A 25,664-nucleotide genomic window follows, 5' to 3' on the forward strand; every position below is an offset into this window, starting at 1 on the left:
CCCACCCCGCGCCCCCGGGAGGCAGTCGGAACGGTTCAGAAAAGGACGGACATGAAGGTGTCGACCTCTTTGAAGCCGACCCTGCGGTAGGCCGCGCGAGCGGGGACGTTGAAGTCGTTGACGTAGAGCGACACCACCGGGGCGAAGTGGCGCAGCGTCAGGTCCACGATGGCGGCCATGCCCGAGACGGCGTGCCCCTGGCCGCGGCGGTCGGGATGCACCCACACGCCCTGGATCTGGCAGACCTGCGGCGTCACCGCCCCGACCTCGGCCTTGAAGACGACCTGGCCGTCCTCGATGCGGGCGAACGAGCGGCCGATGCGGATCAGTTCGGCCACCCGGGCGCGGTAGAGCGCGCCGCCGTCCCCCAGGTCGGGCGAGATGCCGACCTCCTCGGTGAACATCGCCACGCATGCGGGCAGCAGCGTGGCGAACTCCTCTGGGCGTACCTGGCGGACCAGCGGGTCGGGCGGCACCGGAGAGGGCGAGGAGGTGGCCATCACCGGCTGGGCCCAGCGGATCGCCCGCGCGGACCCCCAGTAGGGCTCCAGCCGCTCCCACAGCTTCTCCACCGCGTCGGCCGGGCCCACGATCGAGGAACACCGCCGGCCCTGCCTGCGGGCACGGTCGGCGAAGGCCTGCACGGCCTCGGGGCCGGCGTTGACCGGGACCAGGTTGGCGCCGGCATAGCACAGCGAGGTCAGCCCACCGCGCGGGCCGAACCCCCACATCTGTCCGCCGAGCCGGGCCGGGCTCAGCCCGACGGACCGGACCCGGGAGGCGACGAAGACGTTGGCGACGGGGTCCGCGTCGAGGAGCGTGAGCACCTCGTCGCGGTCCTGATCGTCGAGCACCCGCGACGCCGATGTTCGCAGCATCACGGGCTTAGCCTACGCGACAGCCCCGATTTTGGAACGAACCGACCCTACTGGCCGTTGATCGCCTGCGCCGGCCTTGGGTGCGCGGGGTTGGCCTCGGCCGGCTGCGGCGGGCTGGGCTCTGCTGAGGCGGCGCAGAAGGCGTCCGGCCGCCGCCCGGTGCGCTGCTCGGCCCTGCCGCCGGGAACGGTGCCGTCCCGCAGGTAGGCGGCCAGGTGCCGGTCGACGCAGGAGTTGTCCCCGAGAGAGACCCCGTGGTTGCCGCCGCCCTCCACCAGCAGCCGGGCCGTCGGGAAGCGCTCGCGCACCCGCACCGCGCCCGCGTAGGGCGTGGCGGCGTCGTGCCTGGACTGGACGAGCAGGATCGAAGGCAGGTGGGCGACGTCGCCGACGTGCACCGGCGTGCCGCCCTTCTCCGGCCAGAACGCGCAGGGCGCGTTGTACCAGGCGTTCGGCCAGGCCATGAACGGCGCCTTGGCGTTCACCTTGGCGGTGTCGGCCTGCCAGCGCGCCCAGTCGCGCGGCCATGCGGCGTCACGGCACTGCACCGCCAGGTAGACGGCGTAGTTGTTCTCGGCGGCGGCGTCGTGGTCCACGTGGCGGCGGTAGGCGGCCACCAGGCCCTCCGGCCGCCCCTTCTTGACGTAGGCGGAGAAGACGGCCGCGAACAGCGGCCAGACGGCGTTGGTGTACCCGCCGACGGTGTAGATGTCGTCCAGCTCGCTCGGGCCGACCAGGCCCCCGGCGGGCCGCAGGCCAAGCCGCCGGCGCATGCCGTACCAGGCCCTGGCCACCTCGGTCTCGGTGTCGCCCAGGTGGTAGGCGTCGTCGTGCCGGGCGACCCAGGCGAGGAACTGGCGGTGCCGCCGGTCGAAGGAGTAGTCCTGGGCGATGTTCGAGTCGTACCAGACCCCCTCGGGGTCGACCACGCTGTCGAGCACCAGCCGCCTGACCCGGTTGGGGAACAGCGTCGCGTACACCGAGCCGAGGTAGGTGCCGTAGGAGTACCCCAGGTAGCTGATCTTGTCCTCGCCGAGCGCCCGCCGGATGGCGTCCATGTCCCGGGCGGAGTTCTCCGTGGTCATGTGCGGCAGCAGCCACGACCAGCGCGTCGCGCACGCCTCGGCGTACCCCTTGGCCCGGGCGAGCAGCGCCGCCTCTGCCGCGTCGTTGGCCGGCACCTGGTCCGGGCGCGGCGCGGCGAAGTGCGTCTTGGGGTCCACGCAGTGGAGCGCCGGCTCGCTGGCCCCGACGCCCCTGGGGTCGAAGCCCACGATGTCGTAGCGCGCGGCGACGTCCTTGGGCAGGGCGGCGGCCACGTACCGGGCCAGGTTCACCCCGGGCGCGCCGGGACCGCCGGGGTTGACCAGCAGGACGCCGAGCCCTCGGCGGTGGTCGTGCGACTCCGCGCCCCGGACGCGGCTGAGCGCCAGGGCGATGGCGCGCCCGTCCGGCGCGGCCGGGTTCAGCGGCACGTTCAGCGACGCGCACTCGACCGTGACCACCGACTTCGGCCCGGGGCACTCGGCCCACGTCGGCCCGCCCTTGGGCTCGGCGGCCGCTCCGCGCGCCGTCGCTCCCGTCAGCCCGGTGACCAGCAAGGTCACGCCGGCCATGACACTGACAACCCGTCTCACCCGTTGACTCCCCTCTGCGGCTGTGGCAGAAGCCGATGCTCCCGGACCCGGCCGCGCGACGACCGGCGACCCGGCCCAATGTTTACCGATCTGTAGTCATTCGATTGCGCACCGTTATCCAACGCTTCGCGCGCGGTCGCGCTCGGGCGGATCGAAGGCATGACGGAATGACCCGGATGATGACGGTGGAAGGTCAGTCCGGCAGGCGCTGGATCGCGACCATCGCGGCGTCGTCGCCGAGCCGCCCCCCGACATAGGCGAGCAGGTCGTCGCGGACGTGCCGCACCAGCGTCTCGGGACCGTCGCCCTCCCAGCTCATCAGCCGGTCGGCCAGCGGGTAGAACTCGCCGCCGCGGCCGCGGGCCTCGATGACGCCGTCGGTGTAGAGCAGCAGCGTGTCACCGGCCTTGAAGTCGAAGGTCTCCACCTCGTACAGCGGGTCGGCCAGCTCGCCGAGGCCGAGCGGCGGCGCGGGCCTGGCCGCGTCCAGCGTCATGACCTGGTGGTCGCGCAGGAGCAGCGGCGGCGGGTGGCCGCAGTCGATCATCTCGATCACCGCCCGGTCGTGCGGGATCTCGATGACGGCCGCGGTGATGAAGTTCTCCTGCGCCTGCTCGAGGTCCTCGGTGTGCTCGTCGAGGTCGGACCGCACGCTCTGGTCCAGATACCGGGCCACGTCGGGCAGGGTGGCGTGCCTGCGCGCCGCCTCGCGGAAGGAGCCGAGGAGCAGGGCGGCGTCGGACACCGAGGGAAGCCCCTTGCCGCGGACGTCGCCGATGACGATGCGCGCCCGGGAATCGGTGCGGGCCGCGGCGTACAGGTCGCCGCCGATCTGCGCCTCCTCATCGGCCGCCAGGTACATGGAGGCCAGCCGCAGCGACCCGAGCCGCGCGGGCAGGGGGCGCAGCAGCGCCCGCTGGGCGGCCTCGGAGACCGATCGCACGCGCGTGAGGACCTGCTGGTGCCGCTCGCGCAGATAGGAGAACAGCACCAGGAACACCGTGACCACGACGGCCGCGGCGAACTGCGTCTGCACGGGCCGGTCGGCGATGGTGCCGTCGTGCGCGCTGACGACCATCTCGCCGGCGAAGGACAGCACGCCCACGCTCCCGGTGACCCACGGCCCGGAGAACGAGGCGGTGATCGCCGGAGCGGTGATCAGCAGGGGGCTCAGCTCGATCTCGCGCGGCGTCAGCAGGTCGGCCACGGTGATCACGAAGATGAGCACGAGCGGGATCGCCACCAGCGCGTGGCCCGTCCGCCACGGCCGGTGCCCGTCCGCTCTGCCCCGCGCGTGCCGCACCCTTCATGCATACACCAGCACGAGCCCGCGCGAAAAACCCGCGCCCGCTGTGACCTGCGGAAACGCCTGCACTTCAGGGGATTTCGCCCTGTGGCGCCGACCGGCCGCCGTCCCGAATGGTGAGACAGCCGGGGGCGGGCGGAGATCAGCCGACGACGACCTGCGGGCCGGAGGCGGCCTCGTCGTCGTCCAGGTCGACCTCCACGCCCATCTCCTCGGCCAGGCGCAGGGCCTCCTCGATGAGCGTCTCGACGATCTGGGACTCGGGGACGGTCTTGACGACCTCGCCCTTGACGAAGATCTGCCCCTTGCCGTTGCCGGAGGCGACGCCGAGGTCGGCCTCGCGGGCCTCGCCGGGACCGTTCACCACGCAGCCCATCACGGCCACCCGCAGCGGGACCTTCAGCCCGTCGAGCCCGGCGTGCACCTGCTCGGCCAGGGTGTAGACGTCCACCTGGGCGCGCCCGCAGGAGGGGCAGGAGACGATCTCCAGGCCGCGCTCGCGGAGGTTCAGCGACTCCAGGATGCCGATGCCGACCTTGACCTCCTCGACCGGGGGCGCCGACAGCGAGACGCGGATCGTGTCGCCGATGCCCTCGGCGAGCAGCGCGCCGAAGGCCACCGCCGACTTGATCGTGCCCTGGAACGCCGGGCCGGCCTCGGTCACGCCGAGGTGCAGCGGGTAGTCGCACTGGGCCGCGAGCAGGCGGTACGCCTGGATCATGACGACGGGGTCGTGGTGCTTGACGGAGATCTTGATGTCGCGGAAGCCGTGCTCCTCGAACAGCGAGCACTCCCACAGCGCCGACTCCACCAGCGCCTCGGGGGTCGCCTTGCCGTACTTGGCCAGCAGGCGGGGGTCGAGCGAACCGGCGTTGACGCCGATGCGGATGGGGACGCCCGCGTCGGCGGCGGCCCTGGCGATCTCGCCGACCTTGTCGTCGAACTTCTTGATGTTGCCCGGATTCACCCGGACGGCCGCGCACCCGGCCTCGATGGCGGCGAAGACGTACTTCGGCTGGAAGTGGATGTCGGCGATCACCGGGATCTGCGACTTGCGCGCGATGGCCGGCAGCGCGTCGGCGTCGTCCTGCGAGGGCACGGCCACGCGGACGATCTGGCAGCCGGAGGCGGTGAGCTCGGCGATCTGCTGCAGCGTCGCGTTCACGTCGGCGGTCAGCGTGGTGGTCATGGACTGCACCGTCACCGGCGCGCCCCCGCCCACGGGCACCGAGCCCACCATGATCTGCCGCGACACCCGCCGCTCGGCGATCGGCTTGCTCCGTACCGAGGGAATCCCCAGATCAACAGATGTCATCTTTTCCAGCACCTTGATAGTGGCGACGCGCTAAGACGCCCCCCAGTCTAAGGACCCCCGCGCACCGGTGGGCTCCGCCCGCCGACAAAGCCGGAGTTCCCGGCCACCTGTGACTCCCGCCACACCCCGGTGACCGGGCGCGGCTCAGCCCTCCTGGGCGGCCACCAGTTCGCGGGCCCGGGCGCGGGCCCAGGCGTCGGCGTCCAGGACCTCCTCCACCGACCCCGCCGGCGTCACGGAATGCTCGCCGACCACGGCCGCGACGGTGTCGACGATGCCGAGGAACGGCAGCCGCCGGGCCAGGAACGCCTCCGCGCACTCCTCGTTGGCGGCGTTGTAGACGGCCGGCGCCGTGCCGCCTTGCGTGCCGACGTGCCGGGCCAGCGCCACCGACGGGAACGCCTCGTCGTCCAGCGGCTCGAACGTCCAGGTGTGGGCCTTGGTCCAGTCGACGGCGCCGGCCGCCCCCGGCACGCGCGACGGCCAGCCCAGCGTCAGCGAGATGGGCAGCCGCATGTCGGGCGGGCTGGCCTGGGCGATGGTGGACCCGTCGACGAACTCGACCATCGAGTGGACGACCGACTGCGGGTGGACGACCACGGTGATGCGGTCGAAGGGGATGTCGAACAGCAGGTTGGCCTCGATGACCTCCAGGCCCTTGTTGACGAGCGTCGCCGAGTTGAGCGTGATCATCGTGCCCATGTCCCAGGTGGGGTGCTTCAGCGCCTGCTCGGGGGTCACGCCGGTCAGCTCCGCCCGCGCGCGGCCGCGGAAGGGGCCGCCGCTGGCGGTGATCACCAGCCGCCGCACCTGCGCGGGGTCGTGGCCGGAGGGCCCCGCCGCCCACAGGCACTGGGCCAGGGCCGAGTGCTCGGAGTCGACCGGCAGGATGCTGCCCGGCCCGGCCAGCCGCTTGACCAGCGGCCCGCCGATGATGAGCGACTCTTTGTTGGCCAGGGCCAGCACCCGCCCCGCCGACAGCGCGGCCAGCGTGGAGGTCAGCCCGACCGCGCCGGTGATGCCGTTCAGCACGATGTCGCAGGGCCAGGCGGCGACCTGCGCCACCCCCTCGGCGCCCGCCACGACCGGCACCGGGCCGATCGCCTCGCGAAGCGCGGGGACGGCCCGCTCGTCGGCGACCGCGACGACCTCGGGACGGAACCGCCGCACCTGCTGGGCCAGCAGGTCGACCTGGCCGCCGCCGGCGACGAGCCCGACGACGCGGAAGCTCGCGGGGTCGCGCTCGATGACCTCCAGGGCCTGGGTGCCCACCGAGCCGGTGGAACCGAGCACGACGATCGAGCGCGGCTCCGCGGCGCCGGGACGGCCGGCGCGCGCGAGGGCGGCGGTGGAGTCCGCGGGACCGGCCGGCGCGGCGAGAGGGGTCTGCATGCCCCCATTATCGCGGCCCGCCCCGGCCCCGCCCGCCGGACCGCCGAGGAGAGGTCCGCGGGGGCCGTTCCGTGTCACCACTGCGACTGGTGAGAAAACAGCAGCTCAATGCCCGAAACCCGCCATACCCGTCTCGGCGAATCACGAGAAATGCCGCATTCCACCGCACTACCTTCCCGCGTCAGAGCACGGCACCCGATCACGCGGGAGCCGGGCCCGCGTCCAGCGTCCCGCGCCGGCCCGACACCGGGCGGGCGCCCCGCCGGCGCGGCGCCCGGCGCCCGCGACCACCGCATGGAGGACCCCGCATGCACCCCACGGCACGACGTCTCATCCCCATCCTCGCCATCACTCCCGTGGCGGCGGCGGGAATCCTGCTGAACGCCTCGACCGCCGAGGCGGCCAAGCCGTCCGCCGCGCCCCGGCCGGCCGTTCACGACGCGGCCGACAGCACCAAGGAACAGCGCGTCGTCAAGCAGTTCTGGACCCCGGCCAAGATGGCCGCCGCCAGGCCGCTGGACCTGGTGCGGTCACGCGGCGGGCGCACGACGGCCACGCCCGGCGGCGGCAGGACGATCACCCTGCCGGCCCCCGGCGCGCACGTCGTGAAGCGCGCCGACACCCCGGCCGAGCCCACCGCCTCCGCCTCGCCCACCCAGGCGGCGCCGACCGCGCCCGCCACGCCCACGCCGACGGCGCAGGCCGAGACCCCGACCCCCACGCCCTCGCCGACCTCGCCGGCCGCCACGCTGTCGGCCCGCTCGCCGGGCGCCGCGTGGACGGCGGGCGGCACGATCGTCAGGACCGAGGGACGGGTCTTCTTCACCTACCAGGGGCGCAGCGCCTCCTGCTCGGGCACCGCGGTCACCAGCGCCAACAAGAGCGTCGTGCTCACCGCCGGCCACTGCGTGAAGCTCGGCGGCGCCTTCCACACCAACTGGGTGTTCGTCCCCGGCTACGACAACGGCAGCCGTCCCTACGGCACCTGGGTCGCCACCAGCCTGCTCACCACGCCGCAGTGGAACGCCAGTGAGGACATGAACTTCGACGTGGCCGCCGCCGTCGTGGCGCCGCTGAACGGCCGGCGCCTGGTCGACGTCGTCGGCGGCCAGGGCGTGGCCTTCAACCAGCCGCGCGGGCGGCAGATGTACGCCTTCGGCTACCCGGCGGCCGGCCCTTACAACGGCTCGAAGCTGATCTACTGCAGCGGCCGGGTGTTCGACGACTTCCTGGTCTCCAGTGACCAGGGCCTCACCTGCGACATGACCGGCGGCTCCAGCGGCGGCGGGTGGTTCCTCGGCTTCAGCGAGGCGACCGGCGCGGGCACCCTGAACTCGGTGAACAGCTTCAAGTACAACTTCGCGTCGTACTGGATGTTCGGCCCGTACTTCGGCCCGGAGGCGCAGGCGGTCTACACCACGGCGCAGAACCAGGACGCCACCTGATTCACCGAAAGTATCCACAAGGCGACCTTGCGTAGTCCACACTCGGGATCCATGACCCCGATCCTCCCCTTGATCGCCGCCGCGTCGCTCATCACGGGGCTGGCCGGTGCCGCGCCCGCCGCCTCCGCACGGGTCCTTCCGCCGGCGGGCTCCGGCCTGTCGGCCACGCCGTTCTCACCGCCCGCCGCGCTCGTTCCGGTCGCCGGGGCGGGCGTCCTCCAGCAGGTGGCCTCGGTCCCGGCGGGGGTGGTCCAGCACGTGGCCGCCCTCACCGAGGCCGAGCAGCGCAGGGTCCTCGCCTACTGGACGCCCCGGCGCATGGCGCGGGCGCTGCCCGGCGGGCTGCTCGGCTCGGTCGCCAGGCTGGGCGGGCTCGGCTCCGGCGGCCTGCCCCTGCGCATCGCCGCCGCCCGTCCTCCGCACACCAGGCCCCCGGGGCACACCCGGCCCCCGGCCCCGTCGCGTCCCGCCGCCCCGTCCCGTGAGAGGCCGGCCGGGCAGGGCCGGTCCACCACCGGCGGCGCGTCCACCGCGCCGGTGGCCGCGCGGCCGGCCGCGCGGACGCCCGGCGTCAGCACCAGCGGCGCCCGGTGGGCGGCGGGGGGCGCGGTGACGCGCACCACCGGCCGGGTGTTCCTCACCATGCGCGGCATCGACTACGTCTGCTCGGCGGGCGCGGTGCGCAGCCGCACCATGGACGTGGTCGTCACCGCCGGCCACTGCGTCAAGGACGGCCGGGGCCCCTGGGCCGAGAACTGGACGTTCGTGCCGGGTTACGAGGCGGGCGAGCGGCCCTTCGGGGTGTTCACCGCCCGGCGGACGCTCGTGCCGGAGCCCTGGTCGGCCAAGGGCGACGACAGCCACGACATCGGCATGGTCGCGGTCAACCCGGTGGACGGGCGCCACCTCGGGCAGGTCGTCGGCGGCCAGGAGATCGCCTTCGACGCGCCGCGCGGCGAGCGGGCCTTCGGGTTCGGCTTCCCCGCCGACCCTCCCTACGACGGCGAGCACCTGATCTACTGCTCGGGCGCGACGCACGCCGACCCGCACGGCCAGACCCGCGACCAGGGCATGCGTTGTGACCTCACCGCCGGGTCGAGCGGCGGCCCGTGGCTGAGCTCCTTCGACCCGGCGACCGGGCAGGGCGTGGTCACCTCGGTGAGCAGCTTCAAGTACAGCGACGACCCGCGCACGATGTACGGGCCCTACTTCGGCGATCAGGCCCGCCGGCTGTTCGAGGCGGCGCAGCGAGCCTGAGGTGGACGACAGTCCGGCGGACGCCGAGGACGCGACCGGCTCACAGGGTCAGGCCGGTGAGCACCATGACCTTCTCGTAGGTGTAGTCCTCCATGGCCGAGCGCAGACCCTCGCGTCCGATGCCCGACTCCTTGACGCCGCCGTAGGGCATCTGGTCGGCGCGGTAGGACGGCACGTCGCCGATTATCACACCGCCGACCTCCAGTTCCTTGCCGGCGCGGAAGGCCGCCTCGATGCTGCGGGTGAACACCCCCGCCTGAAGCCCGTACTTGGAGTCGTTGGCGGCGGCGAACGCCTCGTCGGCCGAGCCGACCGGCTGGACGACCAGCACCGGGCCGAAGACCTCCTCGCGCACGACCTTGGCCTCGCCCGGCACGTCGGCGAGCACGGTGGGGGCGACGGTCGCCCCGTCCCGGCCGCCCCCGGTGAGCACCCGGCCGCCCGCGGCGACCGCCTCGGCCACCCACTGCTCGACCCGTTCGGCGGCCTCGACCGACACCATCGGCCCCACCTGCGTCTTGTCGTCGGCGGGGTCGCCGACGACCAGGCTGTCGACGGCGGCGACGAGCTTGGCGGTGAACGCCTCGGCCACCGGCTCCTCCACGATCACCCGCTGGACCGCGATGCAGCTCTGCCCGGCCTGGTAGTTGGAGAACAACGCGACGCGGGTGGCCGCCCAGTCGAGGTCGGCGTCGGCGAGCACGATCGCGGCGGCGTTCCCGCCGAGCTCCAGCGTGACGTGCTTGCGCGGCACCCGGTCCTTGATGGCGTAGCCGACCGGCCCGGAGCCGGTGAACGACACCACCGGCAGGCGCGGGTCCTCCACCAGCGCCCCCGCGCGGTCGTTGGGCACCGGCAGCACCGAGAACATGCCCTCAGGCAGACCGGTCTCGGCGAGGATCTCGCCGAGCACCAGCGCCGACAGCGGGGTCGCCGGGGCGGGCTTGACGATCACGGGCGCGCCGACCGCGATGGCGGGCGCCACCTTGTGAGCCACCAGGTTGAGCGGGAAGTTGAACGGCGTGACGGCCAGCACCGGCCCGTACGGCTGGCGCGAGACGTAGGCCAGGCGACCGGCGGCGGCGGGCTCGGTGTCCAGCCGCTGGGCCTCGCCGCTGAAGCGCCGGGTCTCCTCGGCGGCGAAGCGGAAGGTGGAGACGGCGCGGGCGACCTCGCCGCGCGCCCAGAAGATCGGCTTGCCGTTCTCGGCGCTGATCAGCCGGGCGATCTCCTCCGAGCGCTCGGCCAGGCGGCGCGAGACGTGGGCCAGCGCCTCGGCGCGGGCGTGGATCGGCAGCGCGGCGGCCTCCTTGCGGACGGCGTGCGCGGCCGCCACCGCCTGCTCCACCTGGTCCGGGGTCGGCACCGAGCCGACGCCGACGACGCGGCCGTCGTGGGGATTGGTCACCGTGAGCTCGTCATCGCCCGTCGCGGGCGAACCGGCGAGCCAGAAGGGGCGTACGTCCATGTCCCGACGCTATGCCTTCCCGCGGTCCGGGACGCTACTCCGGTACGGACAAGTGCGCCCTGGCACCGCTACATTCCGCATAAGAAACGTTCTTTCCCCGTTCCGTAACGAGCATGCCGCAATTTCGGGATGTTTTCTGTTGCATGGCGGTTTGAAGGTCGCGACACATGGTTAAGTCAACATGCGGGTCCGCGCGGGACCCTTGGGGAGAAGGGGCTGAGTCGCTCATGGGTTCGCCTGCGCCGCTCGGTCTCCAAGGCGCCTATGCGATGGGCGGCCAGAGCTCCCAGGACGAGCTGCGCGCGCGGCTGATCGCGGTGGCCGGCGAGCTGCTGGTCACCCGCGGCGCCGACAGCCTGACCGTCCGGCGCATCGCCACCGAGGCCGGGTGCGCCACCACGGTGGTGTACACCATGTTCGGCAACAAGGAGGGCCTGGCCGAGGCGCTTTACCTGGAGGGCTTCGAGCGGTTTCGCCGCAGGCTCGCGGCGGTCCCCCGCCACCCCGACCCGCTGGAGTACCTCACCTCGCTCGGGCCCGCCTACCGCGAGGCGTGCCTGGCCGAGCCCGGCTACTACAGCGTGATGTTCGAGAAGGCCATCCCCGGCTTCGAGCCGAGCGAGCGGGCGCGCACCCTCGCCAGGGCCGCGGTGAACATCCTCGACCGGGCCATCGCCGACTGCATCTCGGCCGGCTACCTGGTGCCGACCCAGCCGCGCAAGATCGCCGACTGCCTGTGGGCGGCGGCGCAGGGCGCCGTGAGCCTCGAACGCGCCGGCCACCTGCGCGACGACCGCGTCTACACCTCCGTCACCCTGGCCGCCATCAGCCGCTACCTCGTCCACAAGGACACCCTGCCGGCCCCTTACTGACACCTCACCGCGGGGACGCCCTGCCGGCCCTCACCGAGGCGCGGGGGGCTGGACCGCCAGCGCCATCCACAGCTCCGCGCGCACGGCCGGGTCGTCCAGGTCACGGCCGAGCAGTTCGGCGACCCGCCGCATCCGGTAGCGCAGGGTGTGCCGGTGGACGCCGAGCCGCTGAGCCGCCGCGTCCCAGTGGCCGTTGCACGCCAGGTAGGCGCGCAGCGACTCCACCAGGTCGGCGCGCGAGCCGTACTCGCGGAGCGGGGCCAGCAGCGAGGCGGCGAACCCGGACAGCAGGTTCGGCTCCACCAGCGAGAGCAACCCCTGCCCGGCGAGGTCGGCGAAGCGCATGACCGGGCGGGCCGACAGCAGGGCGCGCTGCGCCTGCTCCAGGCCGGCGGCCAGCGCGGACGGCCCGGACGACTCCACCGGTTCGCTGACCCCGACCCTGCCTCGCCGGGCCGCCGCCTCGGCCACCGGGCCTGCCTGCTCGACGGGCGCAAGCGCGATCACGACGCCGCCCCACGGAGCGGTGAACCCCGGCAGCGCGTCCTGGAGCTCCTCGGCGTCACCGGCCTCGCAGGCCAGCACCACGAACGGGCCGCCGTCCATGAACGCCGTCTCGGCGGGGCCGCCGGGCAGCGCCGCCAAGGTCTCACGCGCGGCCTCGCGCTCGCCGGCCAGCAGCAGCCGCAGCACGGCGGAGCGGACACGGCGCACGGCGGCCAGCCGGTCGCGCCGCTGCTCCAGCGACAGGGCGAGCAGCGATCCGGCGGTGTTGACGACGGTGTGCCCGACCGGCGAGAAGGGCCGCTGCGCGCCGACCGCGAAGAAGCCGGTGACGCGCCGCTGGTCTCCGAGCGGCTGGACGATCACGTGTTCGTGCGGCCCGGACAGCGCGAGGCTCGCGGGCGCGCCATCGGAGGCGCGCAGGCGGTGGAGCTCGCCCCGCACCAGGGGCGCGGCCTTGTCGGCGCCCTCACCGGCCGCGTGCAGGACGCCGCCCGTCTCGTCGAACAGGACGGCCCAGCCGTGGATCTCACGGGCCAGCCGCCGGACCACCCCCGCCATGCCCCCCGCCCGGAGTGCGGCGCGGGTCAGCCGGCCCTGGGCGGCGAAGGCGTCGCCGAGCTCCTCGTACCGCTCGGCCGCGAGCATGTCGCTGACGGCCTTGCCGATGGAGATGAACGGGGTCTCCCTGGGCACCTCGACCAGCGGGAGCCCGGCGTCCGCGGCGGCGGCGACGAACTCGGGCGGCACGCTCTCGTGGCCCAGGCCCACGCCGAACCCGAGGCCGGCCGCTCCCCGACCGACCAGCCGCGAGACGTAGGCGGGCGCGTCGTCCGGGGCGAGCCGCATGCCGGTGGTGAGGACGAGCTCGTCGCCCTCCAGGAACGGCGTGGGGTCCTCCAGTTCGCTCACCGCCACCCAGCGCACCGGGCGTTCCAGCGCGTCATGGCCCGCGCGCACGCGGAGCCGCAGCCGCGCGAGCGCGACCACCCGCCGCAGGGTCGGTGCCATGTCACTTCCTCGGGACGCCGGAGGCGGACGACTCCGTTCCCGGAGCCTCGCGGCTCCTCCGCGAAGAGGGCCGGATCCACCGGGGGTCCGGAGTTGTACAACCTGGACAAGCTGGACCGACATATTGTGACATGTCGCCAGGTCGGCACCTGGAGGCGGCGGCCGTAACGTCACAGGCATGAGCATCGAGCGTGAGGTACACCAGCAGCCGGGCGTGGCTCCCGACCAGCCCGTCACGCACGGCGGCCCGTCCCTGCCCCAGGTGCGCCGCCTGGTCACCGAGGTCCCCGGCCCGAAGTCCCGCGAGATGTTCGCGCGCAAGCGGGCGGCGGTGCCGCCGGGCATCGGCACCACCCTGCCGGTGTTCGTGACCCACGCCGGCGGCGGCGTGCTCGTGGACGCCGACGGCAACTCTCTCATCGACTTCGGCTCGGGCATCGCGGTGACCACCGTCGGCAACGCCGCGCCCCGCGTCGTGGAGCGCGTCACAAAGCAGGTCGCCGACTTCACCCACACCTGCTTCATGGTGACGCCGTACGAGTCCTACCTGGAGGTCTGCGAGCGGCTCAACGCCCTCACCCCCGGCGACCACGACAAGCGCTCGTTCCTGGTCAACAGCGGCGCCGAGGCCGTGGAGAACGCCGTCAAGGTGGCCCGCCACGCCACCGGGCGGCAGGCGGTCGTCGTGTTCGACCACGGCTACCACGGCCGCACGCTGCTCACCATGACGCTGACGGCCAAGAACATGCCCTACAAGCACCGGTTCGGCCCCTACGCGCCGGAGGTGTACCGCATGCCGATGGCCTACCCCTACCGGTGGCCCACCGGCCCGGACAACTGCGCCGAGGAGGCCGTGGCCCAGGCCATCGACGCGATCGACAAGCAGATCGGCGCGCAGAACGTGGCCGCCATCGTGATCGAGCCGATCCAGGGCGAGGGCGGCTTCATCGAGCCCGCGCGGGGCTTCCTGCCCGCGCTGCTGGAGTACGCCCGGGCCAACGGCATCGTGTTCGTCGCCGACGAGGTGCAGACCGGGTTCGCCCGCACCGGGCACCTGTTCGCGTGCGAGGACGAGGGCATCGTGCCGGACATCATCTGCACGGCCAAGGGCATCGCGGGCGGCCTGCCGCTCGCGGCGGTCACCGGCCGGGCCGAGCTTCTGGACGCCGTGCACGTCGGCGGCCTCGGCGGCACCTACGGCGGCAACCCGCTGGCCTGCGAGGCGGCGCTGGCCGTGCTGGACACGATCGAGGCCGACGGCCTGGTGGAGCGCGCGCGGCAGGTCGGAGCCATCATGCTCCCCCGGCTCAGGGCGCTGGCGGAGCGGTTCGACATCATCGGGGACGTGCGGGGGCGCGGCGCCATGATCGCCATCGAGCTGGTCGTGCCGGGCACCAAGAAGCCCGACGCGGCCGTCACCGGGGAGATCGTGCGGCGCTGCCACGCGGAGGGCCTGGTCGTGCTCACGGCGGGCACCTACGGCAACGTGCTGCGCTTCCTGCCGCCGCTGTCCATCCCGGACTCCCTGCTGGAAGAGGGCCTGTCCATCCTGGAGAAGGCCATCGCGTCCGTTTAGGAGCACCACAAAAGGGGCACCCGGGTTTCACCCGAGGTGTCCCTTTTGTCATTGAACGGGCGGGGCGAGGGACGCGATTTAACCCGTCCTTGACATCGCCCTAGTCGATCACTTTCAGTAACGGGGTTATAACGGTTCGGGTAGGAGCCATTCGAGCCACGGGAGCGTGATGAGCTGGGATCCGACCGGAGCGGCACGGCTCAACCTGACCTTCGACCCCAACGATCTGACCGGCCCGCAGCGCGAGGGGGACGCCTGCGTGGTCTGCCACAAGAAGTGGCCACGGCCACGGGTCCGCGTCGGCCGGCTGCCCGACGACGCCCCCGTCATGGCCTGCGAGGACTGCGCCGAAGCCCTTCTGCCCGCGCCCCCCGCACCCCGCAAGAAGCCCGCCCCGCGCAAGGCCGCCCTGCCCTAGGCCGCTGCGGCGCCTTCCTCACGCATGCCCCAGGGGGAGCCGTACTCGCCGAGCAGGTCCAGGAAGGGCACCGGGTCGAAGGCCTCGGGGCCGAGGACGCCGCGTCCGCTCCAGGTGCCGCGCGCCAGCAGTTCCAGCGCCACGACCGGCTGGACCGCCGTCTGCCACACCACCGCCTGGGCTCCGTACTCGCGCATCGACCATTCGTTGTCCACGACGTGGTACAGGTAGACCTCCCGCGGCCGGCCGTCCTTGCCGGTGCCCCTGATCCAGGTGCCCGCGCAGGTCTTGCCGCGCATCCGGTCGCCCAGCGTCGCCGGATCCGGCAGCGAGGCGGCCACCACGTCGCGCGGGGACACCTCGACGCCCTTGATCCGCACCGGCTCGGTCGAGTCCAGGCCGAGCTTGTGCAGGGTGCGCAGCACCTCGATGAACTCGGCGCCCAGGCCGTACTTGAAGGTCACCCGTCGGGCCTTCACCCAGCGCGGGACCAGCAGGACCTCCTCGTGCTCGACGTTCACGCACTCGACCGGGCCGATGCCCTCGGGAAAGTCGAACACCTCCGGCTCGCTGAACGGCTCGGTGGTGTGCCAGCCGCCGTCCTCCCAGACCACCGGCGGGTTGAGGCACTCCTCGATGGTGGTCCAGATGGAGAAGGTGGGCGCGAACGCCTCCTGCCCGTCGGGGCCCCGCACGACCAGGTTGGCGCCGTCGCGGATGCCGATCTCGTCGATGCTCTGGAACAGGTGGTCGGCCGCGTACCGGGCGAAGATGTCGGCCAGGCCCGGCTCGACCCCCATTCCCACCAGGGCGAGCCTGCCCTCGGCCTCCCAGCGCCGTGACATGGCGAACTGCTCGTCGCCGAGCTTGACGCCGGGCAGCTCGTACGGCCGGGAGGGGTGCGGCCGCGACAGCGACATGGCCATGTCGAGGTAGTCGGCGCCCGCGGCGAGGGCGGCGCGGAACAGCGGCATGTCGAACCGGGGATCGACGGCGTTGAACAGCACGTCGCAGCGGTGCTCGCGCAGGGCGGCCTCCACCGCGGCCTGGTCGGAGGCGTCCAGCCCGATCGCGCTGAACCGGTCCTCCACCGGGCGCGCGAAGGCCCCGCGCCGGCCCGGGCCGCGTCCCGGTCCAGAGGGCGGCACCTGTTCTGACGCGCCGACGCGTTCGGACGCGCCGACCTGTTTGGAGACGACGGCCTCGGCGCGTGAGCGGTCATAGTCGGCGACGACGATGTGGTCGAAGAAGTCACGGCGGGCGGCGATCGGCACCACGGCGGAACCCACGCCGCCCGCGCCTACGAGGAGGATGCGCATGCCGGGACCGTATCAACTGACTGGTCAACCAATCAATATGATGCCCGCCACCCGACCACCCCTTTCCACCATGGATTTCGTCGCCGGCGACCCCAGACGGCGACGAGAAGGAGGGCAGCCGGCCGCTGGCACGACCGATACCGGAACCCCCGGCGGCGCCCCGTCTAACCGGCGAGCGAGCGCCAGCGAGCCGCCCACTCGGCGTAGTCGGTGCATGGTCCGTCCCGGTTTTCGCAGTCACTCCCCGGGAGGACGGCGAAGACGACCTTCTTGCCCCAGGAGGCGTCGGGGACCCGGAACGCCGCGCACACGGCCTTCGCGAGCCTGGCGCGGCCCGCCGCCGCCGGCCCCTTGCCGTGGTAGGCGCAGGCCCCGGGGTTGGCCGGCGCCAGCATGTTGCGCGCCGACGCCTGCTGCTGCACGTCCTTGGAGGAGGCCCAGTCGATCCAGCGGTAGGCGCAGTTGGGCGAGGCGGCCGTCGCCGAGACCATCCACGCGTCCACCCAGCCGGTGGCCGGGTCGTCCCGCACCGCCTTCACGGAGTGGCCGCCCGCGCGAAGGGTCTCCATCAGGAACGGCAGGCCCCGCCCGGCGACGACAGAGCCGCCGGCGAACGCTTGCAACGCCTGGACCTGCCTGGCGTAGTAGAACCGGTCGCCGCCGCCCCGTTCGCCGAGGAGCGCCATCGCCGCGTCGAGCTGGGGCCGGGTGAGGTTGAACGGGTCGCCGATGCCGAGCTTCGGCCGCTGGCGCTTCACCGCGAGCGCGGCGTCGGCGATGGTCAGCGGGCTGTCCTTGAGCATGACAGGCCCGCGGGCGGAGTACAGCCCGGCGCCCGCCGGCGGGCGCGTCTCGACGCTGTCGTACAGCGTCGCGTACCACCCCCACAGGTAGGGCACGCCGTACACCTGGGAGCCGGCCGTGATCGCGCGCTGGGAGCGCAACCACGAGGGGATCTCGCCGTAGTTGCGCAGGAGCGAGGTGGTGATCGGGGCGACCTTGCGCTCGGCGATCAGCCGCCCGCCGACCTGCGGGGGCGCGGACACCACGTCGAACGCGGTGCCGGCCGCCATCGTGTCGAGCTGGTCGTCCGACGCCGGGAAGCGCAGGTTGACCCGGCAGCCGGTGGTGGTCTCGAACCGCCCCACCCAGTTGTAGGCCGGATCGGTGCCGCCGTACTCGGCGTAACCGCGGTAGGACAGCACGGTGACCGACCCCTCCCCCGGCCCGAGGGTGGTGACCGCAGGGGACGGCGTCGCCGCCGGGGTGGGCGAGGACGACGGGGACGGCGTCGCGGCCGCCGAGGAGGCGGCGCCCGACGGCCCCATCCCGGAGGCGGAGGGAGAGGCGGAGATGGAAGCGGACCCCGAGGCGATGGGCGCCGCCCCCGCGTCGACCGTGGCGGGCCCCCTCGCGCCGCCGCACCCGGCGAGCGCGACGGCGGCCGAGGCGAGCAGCGCCGGCAGCCATCGAGGACGCCTCGTCGGTGTGCTCACGCCGGCCGTCCCCCTCGTTCTCAGCCCTTTGCGGGCAGCCTACCGGCCGGGCGGGCGGGGGGCGCGTCATGCGCCGGGCGCGAGACCCGCGGCGAGGGCGCCAGCCCGCCGACCTCGGCGCCCGCCGACCTCGGCGGGCCGTCGTGCGGCCCGGCGGTGCCCCGGCGGCAACGTGCGCGAGCACGAGGGCGGCGGGGCACCGTCAGTGCGGTGACCGCACACCTTCACCGGCCGCGGCTGTCCACCCGGTATGTGGTGGATGTGATCGGCGCCGGGTCGGCGAGGCGTGGTACGGCGATGCCGGCGCCGCTCCTACGGCGCCCACCCGGTCGACGTTCGTGGACAGCGCGCTAGGCGTTGGTGGGGAACCCGAGGTTGACGCCGCCGTGGCTCGGGTCCAGCCAGCGGGAGGTGACGACCTTGCCGCGGGTGTAGAAGTGGACGCCCTCGGCTCCGTGGACGTGCGTGTCGCCGAACAGCGAGGCCTTCCAGCCGCCGAAGCTGTAGAACGCCATCGGCACCGGGATCGGCACGTTGATGCCGACCATGCCGACCTCCACCTCGTTCTGGAAGCGCCGCGCCGCGCCGCCGTCGTTGGTGAACACCGCGGTGCCGTTGCCGTACTCGGTGCCGTTGATGATGCGCAGGCCCTCCTCGTAGGAGGGGACGCGGATCACCGACAGGACCGGGCCGAAGATCTCGTCGCGGTGCACGGCGGAACCGGGGGTGACGTGGTCGACCAGGGTCGGGCCGAGCCAGAACCCCGGCGTCCCGGCCGCCGTGGTGCCGCCCTTGACCGGCGTCTCCCTGCCGTCGACGACCAGCTTGGCCCCCTCGGCCAGCGCCGTGTCGAGGTAGGAGGCCACCTTGTCGCGGTGTGCGCCGGTGACCAGCGGGCCCATGTCGGCGTCGGGGTCGTCGCCGGCGCCGACGGTCAGCCGGCCCACCCGGTCGACGATCTTGGCGACCAGCTCGTCCCCGACCGGGTCCACGGCGAGCACGACGGAGATCGCCATGCACCGCTCCCCCGCCGAGCCGAAGCCGGCGTTCACCGCCGCGTCGGCGACCAGGTCGAGATCGGCGTCGGGCAGCACGAGCATGTGGTTCTTCGCGCCGCCGAGCGCCTGCACCCGCTTGCCGTGCCGGGTGCCGGTCTCGTAGACGTACCGGGCGATCGGCGTGGAACCGACAAAGGAGACGGCGCGCACGTCGGGGTGCTCCAGCAGCCGGTCCACCGCCACCTTGTCGCCCTGGACGACGTTGAACACCCCGCCGGGCAGCCCGGCTCGCTTCCACAGGGACGCCATCAGCAGCGACGCCGACGGGTCGCGCTCGGAGGGCTTGAGCACGAAGGTGTTGCCGCAGGCGATGGCGACCGGGTACATCCACATGGGCACCATCGCCGGGAAGTTGAACGGGGTGATCCCGGCGACGACGCCCAGCGGCTGCCTGATCGAGAAGGAGTCGACGTTCGTCGAGACGTTCTCCGAGAAGCCGCCCTTGAGCAGGTGCGGGATGCCGCACGCGAACTCCACGACCTCCAGGCCACGGGCGACCTCGCCGAGCGCGTCGGAGCGCACCTTGCCGTGCTCGGCGCTGATCAGCGCGGCCAGGTCGTCGCGGTGGGCGTCCATCAGCTCCCGGAACCGGAACAGCACCTGCGCCCGCTTCATCAGCGAGGCGTCGCGCCAGGCGGGGAAGGCCGCCGCGGCCGCGGCCACCGCGGCGTCGACGTCCTGGACGGCCGCCAGGTCGACCAGGGCGCTCACCTCGCCGGTGGCCGGGTTGAACACCTCGCCCCGGCGTCCGGAGCCGCCGGGCGTCTCGGCGCCGCCGATCCAGTGCGCGACCCGCTTCACCGCCCCGTCCCGCCCGTCGCCCTCATGGTCGAGCGGCCCGTGCGCCGGCCCGTGGTTCACTTGCCCGTCTCCTCGTTGATCGTCTCCAGCGCGGCGAGGATGATGCCCAGCCCCTCGCGCGCCTCTTCCTCGCTCAGGGTCAGCGGTGGCGCCATGCGCAGCACGTTGCCGTACAGACCGCCCTTGCCGGCCAGCAGGCCGAGCTTCTTGGTCTCCTCCATGAACCGCGCGGCCAGCGCGGGCGACGGCGCCCCGCTCCCCGGGTCGACCAGCTCCACCGCGAACATCAGGCCCTTGCCGCGGATGTCGCCGACGATCGGCAGCCGGTCCTTGGCCGCGCGCAGCCCGTCGATGAGGATGGCGCCGGTGGTGGCGGCGCGGGCCTGCAGGTCGTGGTCCAGGACGTAGTCCAGGGTCGCGTTCGCCGCGGCCATCGAGACCGGGTTGCCGCCGAAGGTGGCAAGGCCGATGGCGTGCGGCCCGTCCATCAGGTCGCCGCGCGCGACGACGCCGCCGACCGCGAAGCCGTTGCCGAGCCCCTTGGCGAAGGTCATCATGTCGGGGGTCACGCCGTGGTCCTGGATGCCGAAGAAGGCCGAGCCGGTGCGGCCCCACCCGGTCTGCACCTCGTCGGAGATGAACAGGATGCCTTCCTCGTCCAGCACCTCCTTGTACGCCCGGAACAGCCCGTCGGGCGCCATGGTGAAACCGCCGACGCCCTGGATCGGCTCGGCGATCAGCGCGGCCACGTCGTTGGACACCGCGGTGGCGAGCACGTGCCGCAGGTCGTCCACGCAGGCGGCGATGTAGTCGGCGTCCGACAGGCCGCGGAACTGGGTCAGGTGGCGGTCGGCGCCGTGCAGGAAGTGCACGTTCAGCGGCGACAGCGAGTTGTTCTTCCAGCCGCGGTTGCTGGTGACGGCAAGGGCGCCGAAGCTGCGGCCGTGGTAGCTCTGCCGCATGGCGAGTACCTGGTCGGACCTGCGGGCGTAGGTGGCCAGCAGCAGAGCCGTCTCGTTGGCCTCGGTGCCGGAGTTGGTGAAGAAGACCTTGGCGTTCTCGATGCCCGACAGCCTGGCGATCTTCTCGGCCAGCTCGACCTGGGCGCGCAGGAGGTAGACCGTGCTGGTGTGAACGACCCCGGTGGCGAGCTGGCGCTCGACGGCGTCACGGACCTCCGGGACGTCGTAACCGATCATGTTGGTCAGGATGCCGGCGAAGAAGTCGAGGTAGGTGTGGCCTTCGGCGTCGACGACGCGGTTGCCCTTACCTCGCACGATCTCGATGGGCTCGTCGTAGTAGAGGGACAACCAGTTGGGCATGACCGCACGATGGCGCGGAAGCAGGTCGGACATAGACCGATTATGTCCACTCGTTGCCACCGCTCCCACCTCCAAGGTGTCGGCGTACCCCGAAATCACCTTACATGCTGGCAGTGCCAGGCTAAAATGTCGTGCGGTCCAGTAGATAGTATGTCAGGACATTAACTCACGGCCTGCTCCGAGCCGAGTCCTCATGGCTCCTCGGCGGCGCAGGCCCGTCGGGGCCTCCTGCGCGCGAAAGCCCCTCGCGCCGACGCTCCGGCGCCGACGTGGTCGGCGCCGTCGTGGCCGGCGCGAGGGGCGCGGTCGTACCGAGCGCGCGGGTGGGCGCGCTCAGGCGACCTTCTCCGGATCGGGCTGGGGCGCGGGCGCCGGCCGCCCGGGACGCAGGACGGAGAAGGCCAGTACGGCCGCGGCCAGGGTGAAGGCGACGCCGACCCACGAGCCGAACGACATCGCGGACACGAACGCCTCCCTGGCGGTCCTGGCCAGCCCCGGATCGCCCATCTGCAGCGCCGCGCCGATGGAGTCGCGGGCCGCCGCCGGCGCGCCGTCCGGCATGCTCGCGGTGTAGACGCCGGCCAGCACGCTGCCGAGAACGGCCACGCTGAGCGCCATGCCGACCTGTTGAACGGTGTCGTTCAGCGCCGAGCCGACGCCCGCGTGCTCGGGTGGCACCGCCCCCATCAACGTCGCGTACGCGGCCGGCCCGGCGAGACCGCCGCCGACGCCCATGACGAGCAGACCGGCGATCAGCTTGCCGTACCCGTCGGCCGGGCCGATCGTCCCGAGCACGGCGAACCCGCCCGCCATCACGAGCATGCCGCCGGCGATCAGCACGCGGTTGCTCACCCGCTGCCCGAGCCCGGCGCCCACCCCGTTGAAGACCGCCGCCGCCACCGCGTACGGCAGCAGCGCGAGCCCCGCCTTCATCGGCCCGTAGGCGAGGACGAACTGCAGGTACTGGGTGAGCATGAGCAGCAACGCGCCGGTGCCGAACGACATCAGCACGATCGAGAACGACGACCCGCCGAAGTCACGGTCACGGAACAGCGCCAGCGGCAGCATGGGATGCTCCGACCTGCGCTCCCAGAGCACGAACGCGCCGAGCGCCACGACCGCGACGGCCATCGCGGCCACCGACCCGCCCGAGCTCCAGCCGTCGCGGGGCGCCGCGATGACCACGTACACCAGCGCGGTCATGCCGGCCGTCGACAGCAGCGCGCCGAGCGGGTCGACGGGGCGGGCCGGGCCCCGGGACTCGGGCATCAGCAGCACCGCGGCGACGATCGCGACGACGGCGATGGGCACGTTCAGCAGGAACACCGAGCCCCACCAGTAGTGCTCCAGCAGGAAGCCGCCGAGCGTCGGACCGGCGATCACGCCCACCATGGCGACAGCGCTCCACGCGGCGAACGCCTTGCGGCGCTCGGACTCGTCGAAGACCGTGATCAGGATCGACAGCGTGCTCGGCATCAGGAACGACCCGCCCACGCCCATGAGCGCGCGGGCGCCGATGAGCTGCCACGGCTCCTGCGCGATCGTCGCGACCAGCGAGGCGGCTCCGAACGCGGCCAGGCCGATGATCAGGAATCGGCGCCGCCCGTAGCGGTCGGACAGGCTGCCGGCGGTCAGCAGCAGGCCGGCGAAGACCAGCACGTAGGCGTCGATGATCCACTGCACGTCGGACGGGGTGGCGCCGAGGTCGCGGATCAGCGAGGGGATGGCCAGGTTGAGCACCGTGTTGTCGACCACGAGCACCAGCAGGCTCACGCACAGCACACCGAGGATCCACCAGCGGCGCGGATGCTTGGCCGGGGTCGGACCGGCCTCTTCTCGTACATCGTTCGAGTTCACTCGCACAGCGTACGATGAGCCTCGCACGGTGTGCGACAGATTTATCCTGGAGCGAACGAAGGAGCCCGCGCACGTGCCGCCAAAGCAACGCTTCACCTCGGTCTGGTCACGCCAGAGCGCGCCCAAGGCCACGCCCGTCCGCGAACAACCCGCGCTGAGCCGCGACCACATCGTCAAGGCCGCCGTCGAACTGCTCGACGCCGAAGGCCTCGACGCCCTCAGCATGCGCAGGCTCGGCTCACGCCTCGGCTCGGGAGCGACCAGCATCTACTGGCACGTCTCCAACAAGGACCAACTGCTGGAGCTGGCGCTCGACGAGGTCTACTCCGAGGTGCGGCTGCCCGACCCGGACGTCACGGGCTGGCACGACACCGCCGCGGCGTTCGCCTACGGGATGCGCGAGGCGGTGCTCGGTCACCCGTGGTCGGTCACGCTCATCGGCTCCATGCCGAGCATCGGGCCCAACGCGCTCAAGGCGATCTCCGCGCTCTCCACCGCCATGCAGCTCGGCGGCTTCGCAGGCGTGACCCTCGAGTTCGCCGTCAGCTCGATCGTCTCCTACACCCTGGGCGCCACCACACCCGAGGCCAGCTGGATCAACACCGTGGGCCGCAGCGGCGCCGACCAGTCCGAATGGATGGCCGACATGAGCGCCCAGCTCCACATCGCCGGCGCCGAGCATCCGGAGCTGATCGCCCGCTACGACAGTCTCCACGACCTCGACGTCACCCAGATGCGCCGCCTCAGCTTCGACTACGGCCTGTCCGCCCTCCTGGACGGCCTGGCGCTCCGCCTCCACCAGACCTGACCGAGCACGGGCGCGGGGCGGACAGACGGAGGGCGGGCGCCGAGCAGACAGACCGAGGACGGGCGCGGGGCGGACAGCGGGAGCGGACCTGGCGGCGAGGGCCGGGCCACGCGGGACGGCCGGCGAGAACGGCCGCATAACGGGCGGTCACTATGCCACATAGGGGACGGTCGCTGTTACACCGTGATCAGCTAGGCTCGGAAATATGCTACCGACCTTGGCCGACGTCCTCGCGCTGGACGCCGTGCGCCGAGGCAACCCCCGCGTGGTCGCGGGGGCCGACCGGCTGGACACGCGCGTGCGCTGGGTGCACGTCGGAGAGGTCAGCGACATCGCCCACCTGCTGCGCGGCGGCGAGCTCATCCTCACCACCGGCGTCGCCCTGCCCGACGAACCGGACAAACTCGCCGACTACATCGCCGACCTGGCGAGCGTGGGCACCTCCGGCCTGATCGTCGAGCTCGGCCGCAGGTTCATCCACGAGTTGCCCTCCGCCGTCGTGGACGCCGCGGAGACCCACGGGCTGCCGCTGGTCACCCTCGCGCGCGAGACGCCGTTCGTGCAGATCACCGAATCGGTGCACGCCCGCATCATCGACATCCAGTTGGAGGAGCTGCGCGCCTCCGAGCAGCTGCACGAGGTGTTCACCGAGCTGTCGGTCGAGGGCGCCTCGCCCGCCGAGGTGCTGACCCAGGTCGCGAGGCTCTCGGCCCGGCCCGCGTTGCTGGAGAACCTCGCCCACCAGGTGCTCGCCTGCGAGTCCGCCGGGCGCGACACCGGCATCCTGCTCGCCAACTGGGAGGCCCGGTCGCGCGCCGTCGTCCTCGGCGAGCGCACGGCCTACGACCCCTCCTCCGGCTGGCTGGTCACCATGGTCGGCGCGCGCGGCCACGACTGGGGGCGGCTCATCCTGCTCTGCGACTCGCCGCCGAGCCCGCGCGACATCGTCCTCGCCGAGCGCGCCGCCACCACCCTCGCCCTGGGCCGGCTGCTGGAGCGGCACCAGGAGAGCCTCGAACGCCAGGCCCACGGCACGATCATCGCCGGCATCCTGACCCACGCGTACGCCGACCCGGAGGAGGTCGCCGCCCGCGCCCGCGCGGTCGGCGTCCCGCTGACCGGACGCAAGCTCATCGGCCTGGTGCTCCGCCTCGCGGAACCGCCGGCCGAGACGGTGCTCAACCTGCAGGCCAAGCTGAGCGAGCTGGCCGAGGCCGCCGCGGCCGCATGCCGGGACGCCAGGCTGCCCGCCCTGGTCGGCGCGCTCGACCAGCACCGCATCGGCGTCCTGCTGCCCCTGCCGCCGCGCACCCTGGCCGAAGGCGCGCTCACCGCCCTCGCCGAACGGCTCCGCACGACCTTCACCACGCCGTTCGTCCTGGCGGCCGGCTCGGTGGTCGAGTCGATCAAAGAGGTGCGGCGCAGCTTCCTGGAAGCCGAGCAGGTCGCCGAGGCCGCCGCGCGCCAGCCCGACCACCGCCCGTTCTACCGGCTGCCCGACCTGCGCCTGCGCGGCCTGCTCCACCTGCTGCGCGACGACGCGCGCCTGCAGACCTTCGCCGAACGCGAGCTCGGCCCGCTGCTCGCCCACGACGCCCACCGCGGCGGCGACCTGACCGGCATCCTGCGCGTCTACCTGGACTCCGGGCGCAACAAGGCGGTCGCGGCACAGCGTGCCCACCTGTCCAGGCCCGCGTTCTACGACCGGCTGCGCCGCCTCGAGCGCATCCTGGACACCAACCTGGACGACGTCGACTCCTGCCTGTCCTTGCACGTCGCCCTGCTGGCACTGGAGTCGTTCCGCAGAGAGACCCGCTGACCGCACCGCGAGGGACGCACTGACGGGGCGCGGATCGTCCAGCGGGCGACGCGCCGCCCGCCGCGGCGCATGGCGACCGGCCGTCGTCCGGCGACGGGTCCCGGG

Annotated in this window: 19 protein-coding genes; 7 read left to right on the forward strand and 12 right to left on the reverse strand. The window is 72.9% G+C overall.

Annotated features, from left to right (window positions below; genetic code table 11):
• Positions 1-35 precede the first annotated feature (35 nt).
• From ABZT47_RS02785 to dxr, 5 genes are all read right to left on the reverse strand, one after another.
• Entirely contained in the window at positions 36-878 is an 843-nt protein-coding gene (locus tag ABZT47_RS02785; RefSeq protein ID WP_354835457.1) for a GNAT family N-acetyltransferase, read from the reverse strand.
• Positions 879-925: 47 nt separating this feature from the next.
• Positions 926-2,515 carry an alpha/beta hydrolase gene (locus ABZT47_RS02790; RefSeq protein WP_354835386.1) on the reverse strand — a complete coding sequence of 530 codons (1,590 nt, stop codon included), beginning with the start codon at positions 2,513-2,515 and terminating at the stop codon, positions 926-928.
• A 193-nt stretch (positions 2,516-2,708) separates the two neighbouring features.
• Entirely contained in the window at positions 2,709-3,818 is a 1,110-nt protein-coding gene (locus ABZT47_RS02795; RefSeq protein ID WP_354835388.1) for a PP2C family protein-serine/threonine phosphatase, read from the reverse strand.
• 145 nt (positions 3,819-3,963) lie between these two features.
• On the reverse strand, positions 3,964-5,136 hold the full coding sequence (ispG, locus tag ABZT47_RS02800; RefSeq protein WP_354835390.1) for a flavodoxin-dependent (E)-4-hydroxy-3-methylbut-2-enyl-diphosphate synthase: 1,173 nt from the start codon (positions 5,134-5,136) through the stop codon (positions 3,964-3,966).
• Positions 5,137-5,280: 144 nt separating this feature from the next.
• Complete coding sequence (gene dxr, locus ABZT47_RS02805; protein ID WP_354835392.1) at positions 5,281-6,528, reverse strand: 1-deoxy-D-xylulose-5-phosphate reductoisomerase; 1,248 nt, start codon at positions 6,526-6,528, stop codon at positions 5,281-5,283.
• 308 nt (positions 6,529-6,836) lie between these two features.
• Between dxr and ABZT47_RS02810 the strand changes: the two genes are divergently transcribed.
• Complete coding sequence (locus ABZT47_RS02810; RefSeq protein ID WP_354835394.1) at positions 6,837-7,973, forward strand: peptidase; 1,137 nt, start codon at positions 6,837-6,839, stop codon at positions 7,971-7,973.
• 51 nt (positions 7,974-8,024) lie between these two features.
• The gene (locus ABZT47_RS02815) at positions 8,025-9,230 is read left to right on the forward strand and encodes a hypothetical protein (RefSeq protein WP_354835396.1); all 1,206 of its coding nucleotides are present in this window, start codon (positions 8,025-8,027) and stop codon (positions 9,228-9,230) included.
• A 40-nt stretch (positions 9,231-9,270) separates the two neighbouring features.
• Here the strand turns inward: ABZT47_RS02815 and ABZT47_RS02820 are convergent, their stop codons facing one another.
• The gene (locus ABZT47_RS02820) at positions 9,271-10,698 is read right to left on the reverse strand and encodes an aldehyde dehydrogenase family protein (protein ID WP_354835398.1); all 1,428 of its coding nucleotides are present in this window, start codon (positions 10,696-10,698) and stop codon (positions 9,271-9,273) included.
• 269 nt (positions 10,699-10,967) lie between these two features.
• Here ABZT47_RS02820 and ABZT47_RS02825 point away from each other — a divergent pair, with 269 nt between their 5' ends.
• On the forward strand, positions 10,968-11,570 hold the full coding sequence (locus ABZT47_RS02825; protein ID WP_354835400.1) for a TetR/AcrR family transcriptional regulator: 603 nt from the start codon (positions 10,968-10,970) through the stop codon (positions 11,568-11,570).
• Positions 11,571-11,600: 30 nt separating this feature from the next.
• On the opposite strand, the gene ABZT47_RS02830 is transcribed toward ABZT47_RS02825, so the two are convergent.
• Positions 11,601-13,085 carry a PucR family transcriptional regulator gene (locus ABZT47_RS02830; RefSeq protein WP_354835402.1) on the reverse strand — a complete coding sequence of 495 codons (1,485 nt, stop codon included), beginning with the start codon at positions 13,083-13,085 and terminating at the stop codon, positions 11,601-11,603.
• Between the two features lie 178 nt (positions 13,086-13,263).
• On the opposite strand from ABZT47_RS02830, the gene gabT reads away from it, so the two are divergent.
• Positions 13,264-14,661 carry a 4-aminobutyrate--2-oxoglutarate transaminase gene (gene gabT / locus ABZT47_RS02835; RefSeq protein WP_354835404.1) on the forward strand — a complete coding sequence of 466 codons (1,398 nt, stop codon included), beginning with the start codon at positions 13,264-13,266 and terminating at the stop codon, positions 14,659-14,661.
• A 169-nt stretch (positions 14,662-14,830) separates the two neighbouring features.
• Positions 14,831-15,079, forward strand: a complete 249-nt coding sequence (locus tag ABZT47_RS02840; protein WP_354835406.1) for a hypothetical protein — start codon at positions 14,831-14,833, stop codon at positions 15,077-15,079.
• Here the strand turns inward: ABZT47_RS02840 and ABZT47_RS02845 are convergent.
• The 5 genes from ABZT47_RS02845 to ABZT47_RS02865 form a co-directional block, all read right to left on the reverse strand.
• On the reverse strand, positions 15,076-16,398 hold the full coding sequence (locus ABZT47_RS02845) for a saccharopine dehydrogenase C-terminal domain-containing protein (RefSeq protein ID WP_354835408.1): 1,323 nt from the start codon (positions 16,396-16,398) through the stop codon (positions 15,076-15,078). The two genes, ABZT47_RS02840 and ABZT47_RS02845, sit on opposite strands and share 4 nt — an antisense overlap.
• Positions 16,399-16,562: 164 nt before the next feature.
• Positions 16,563-17,894, reverse strand: a complete 1,332-nt coding sequence (locus tag ABZT47_RS02850) for an extracellular solute-binding protein (RefSeq protein WP_354835410.1) — start codon at positions 17,892-17,894, stop codon at positions 16,563-16,565.
• A 350-nt stretch (positions 17,895-18,244) separates the two neighbouring features.
• Positions 18,245-19,753, reverse strand: a complete 1,509-nt coding sequence (locus ABZT47_RS02855; protein WP_354835459.1) for a CoA-acylating methylmalonate-semialdehyde dehydrogenase — start codon at positions 19,751-19,753, stop codon at positions 18,245-18,247.
• A gap of 56 nt (positions 19,754-19,809) precedes the next feature.
• Positions 19,810-21,108 carry an aspartate aminotransferase family protein gene (locus ABZT47_RS02860; protein ID WP_354835412.1) on the reverse strand — a complete coding sequence of 433 codons (1,299 nt, stop codon included), beginning with the start codon at positions 21,106-21,108 and terminating at the stop codon, positions 19,810-19,812.
• A 300-nt stretch (positions 21,109-21,408) separates the two neighbouring features.
• The gene (locus tag ABZT47_RS02865; protein ID WP_354835414.1) at positions 21,409-22,932 is read right to left on the reverse strand and encodes an MFS transporter; all 1,524 of its coding nucleotides are present in this window, start codon (positions 22,930-22,932) and stop codon (positions 21,409-21,411) included.
• 73 nt (positions 22,933-23,005) lie between these two features.
• On the opposite strand from ABZT47_RS02865, the gene ABZT47_RS02870 reads away from it, so the two are divergent.
• Positions 23,006-23,740 carry a TetR family transcriptional regulator gene (locus ABZT47_RS02870; protein ID WP_354835416.1) on the forward strand — a complete coding sequence of 245 codons (735 nt, stop codon included), beginning with the start codon at positions 23,006-23,008 and terminating at the stop codon, positions 23,738-23,740.
• Between the two features lie 205 nt (positions 23,741-23,945).
• Positions 23,946-25,559, forward strand: a complete 1,614-nt coding sequence (locus ABZT47_RS02875; protein ID WP_354835418.1) for a PucR family transcriptional regulator ligand-binding domain-containing protein — start codon at positions 23,946-23,948, stop codon at positions 25,557-25,559.
• Positions 25,560-25,664: the final 105 nt, after the last annotated feature.

The organism is Sphaerisporangium sp. NPDC005289 (genome assembly GCF_040607455.1).
GTDB lineage: Bacteria > Actinomycetota > Actinomycetes > Streptosporangiales > Streptosporangiaceae > Sphaerisporangium > Sphaerisporangium rhizosphaerae.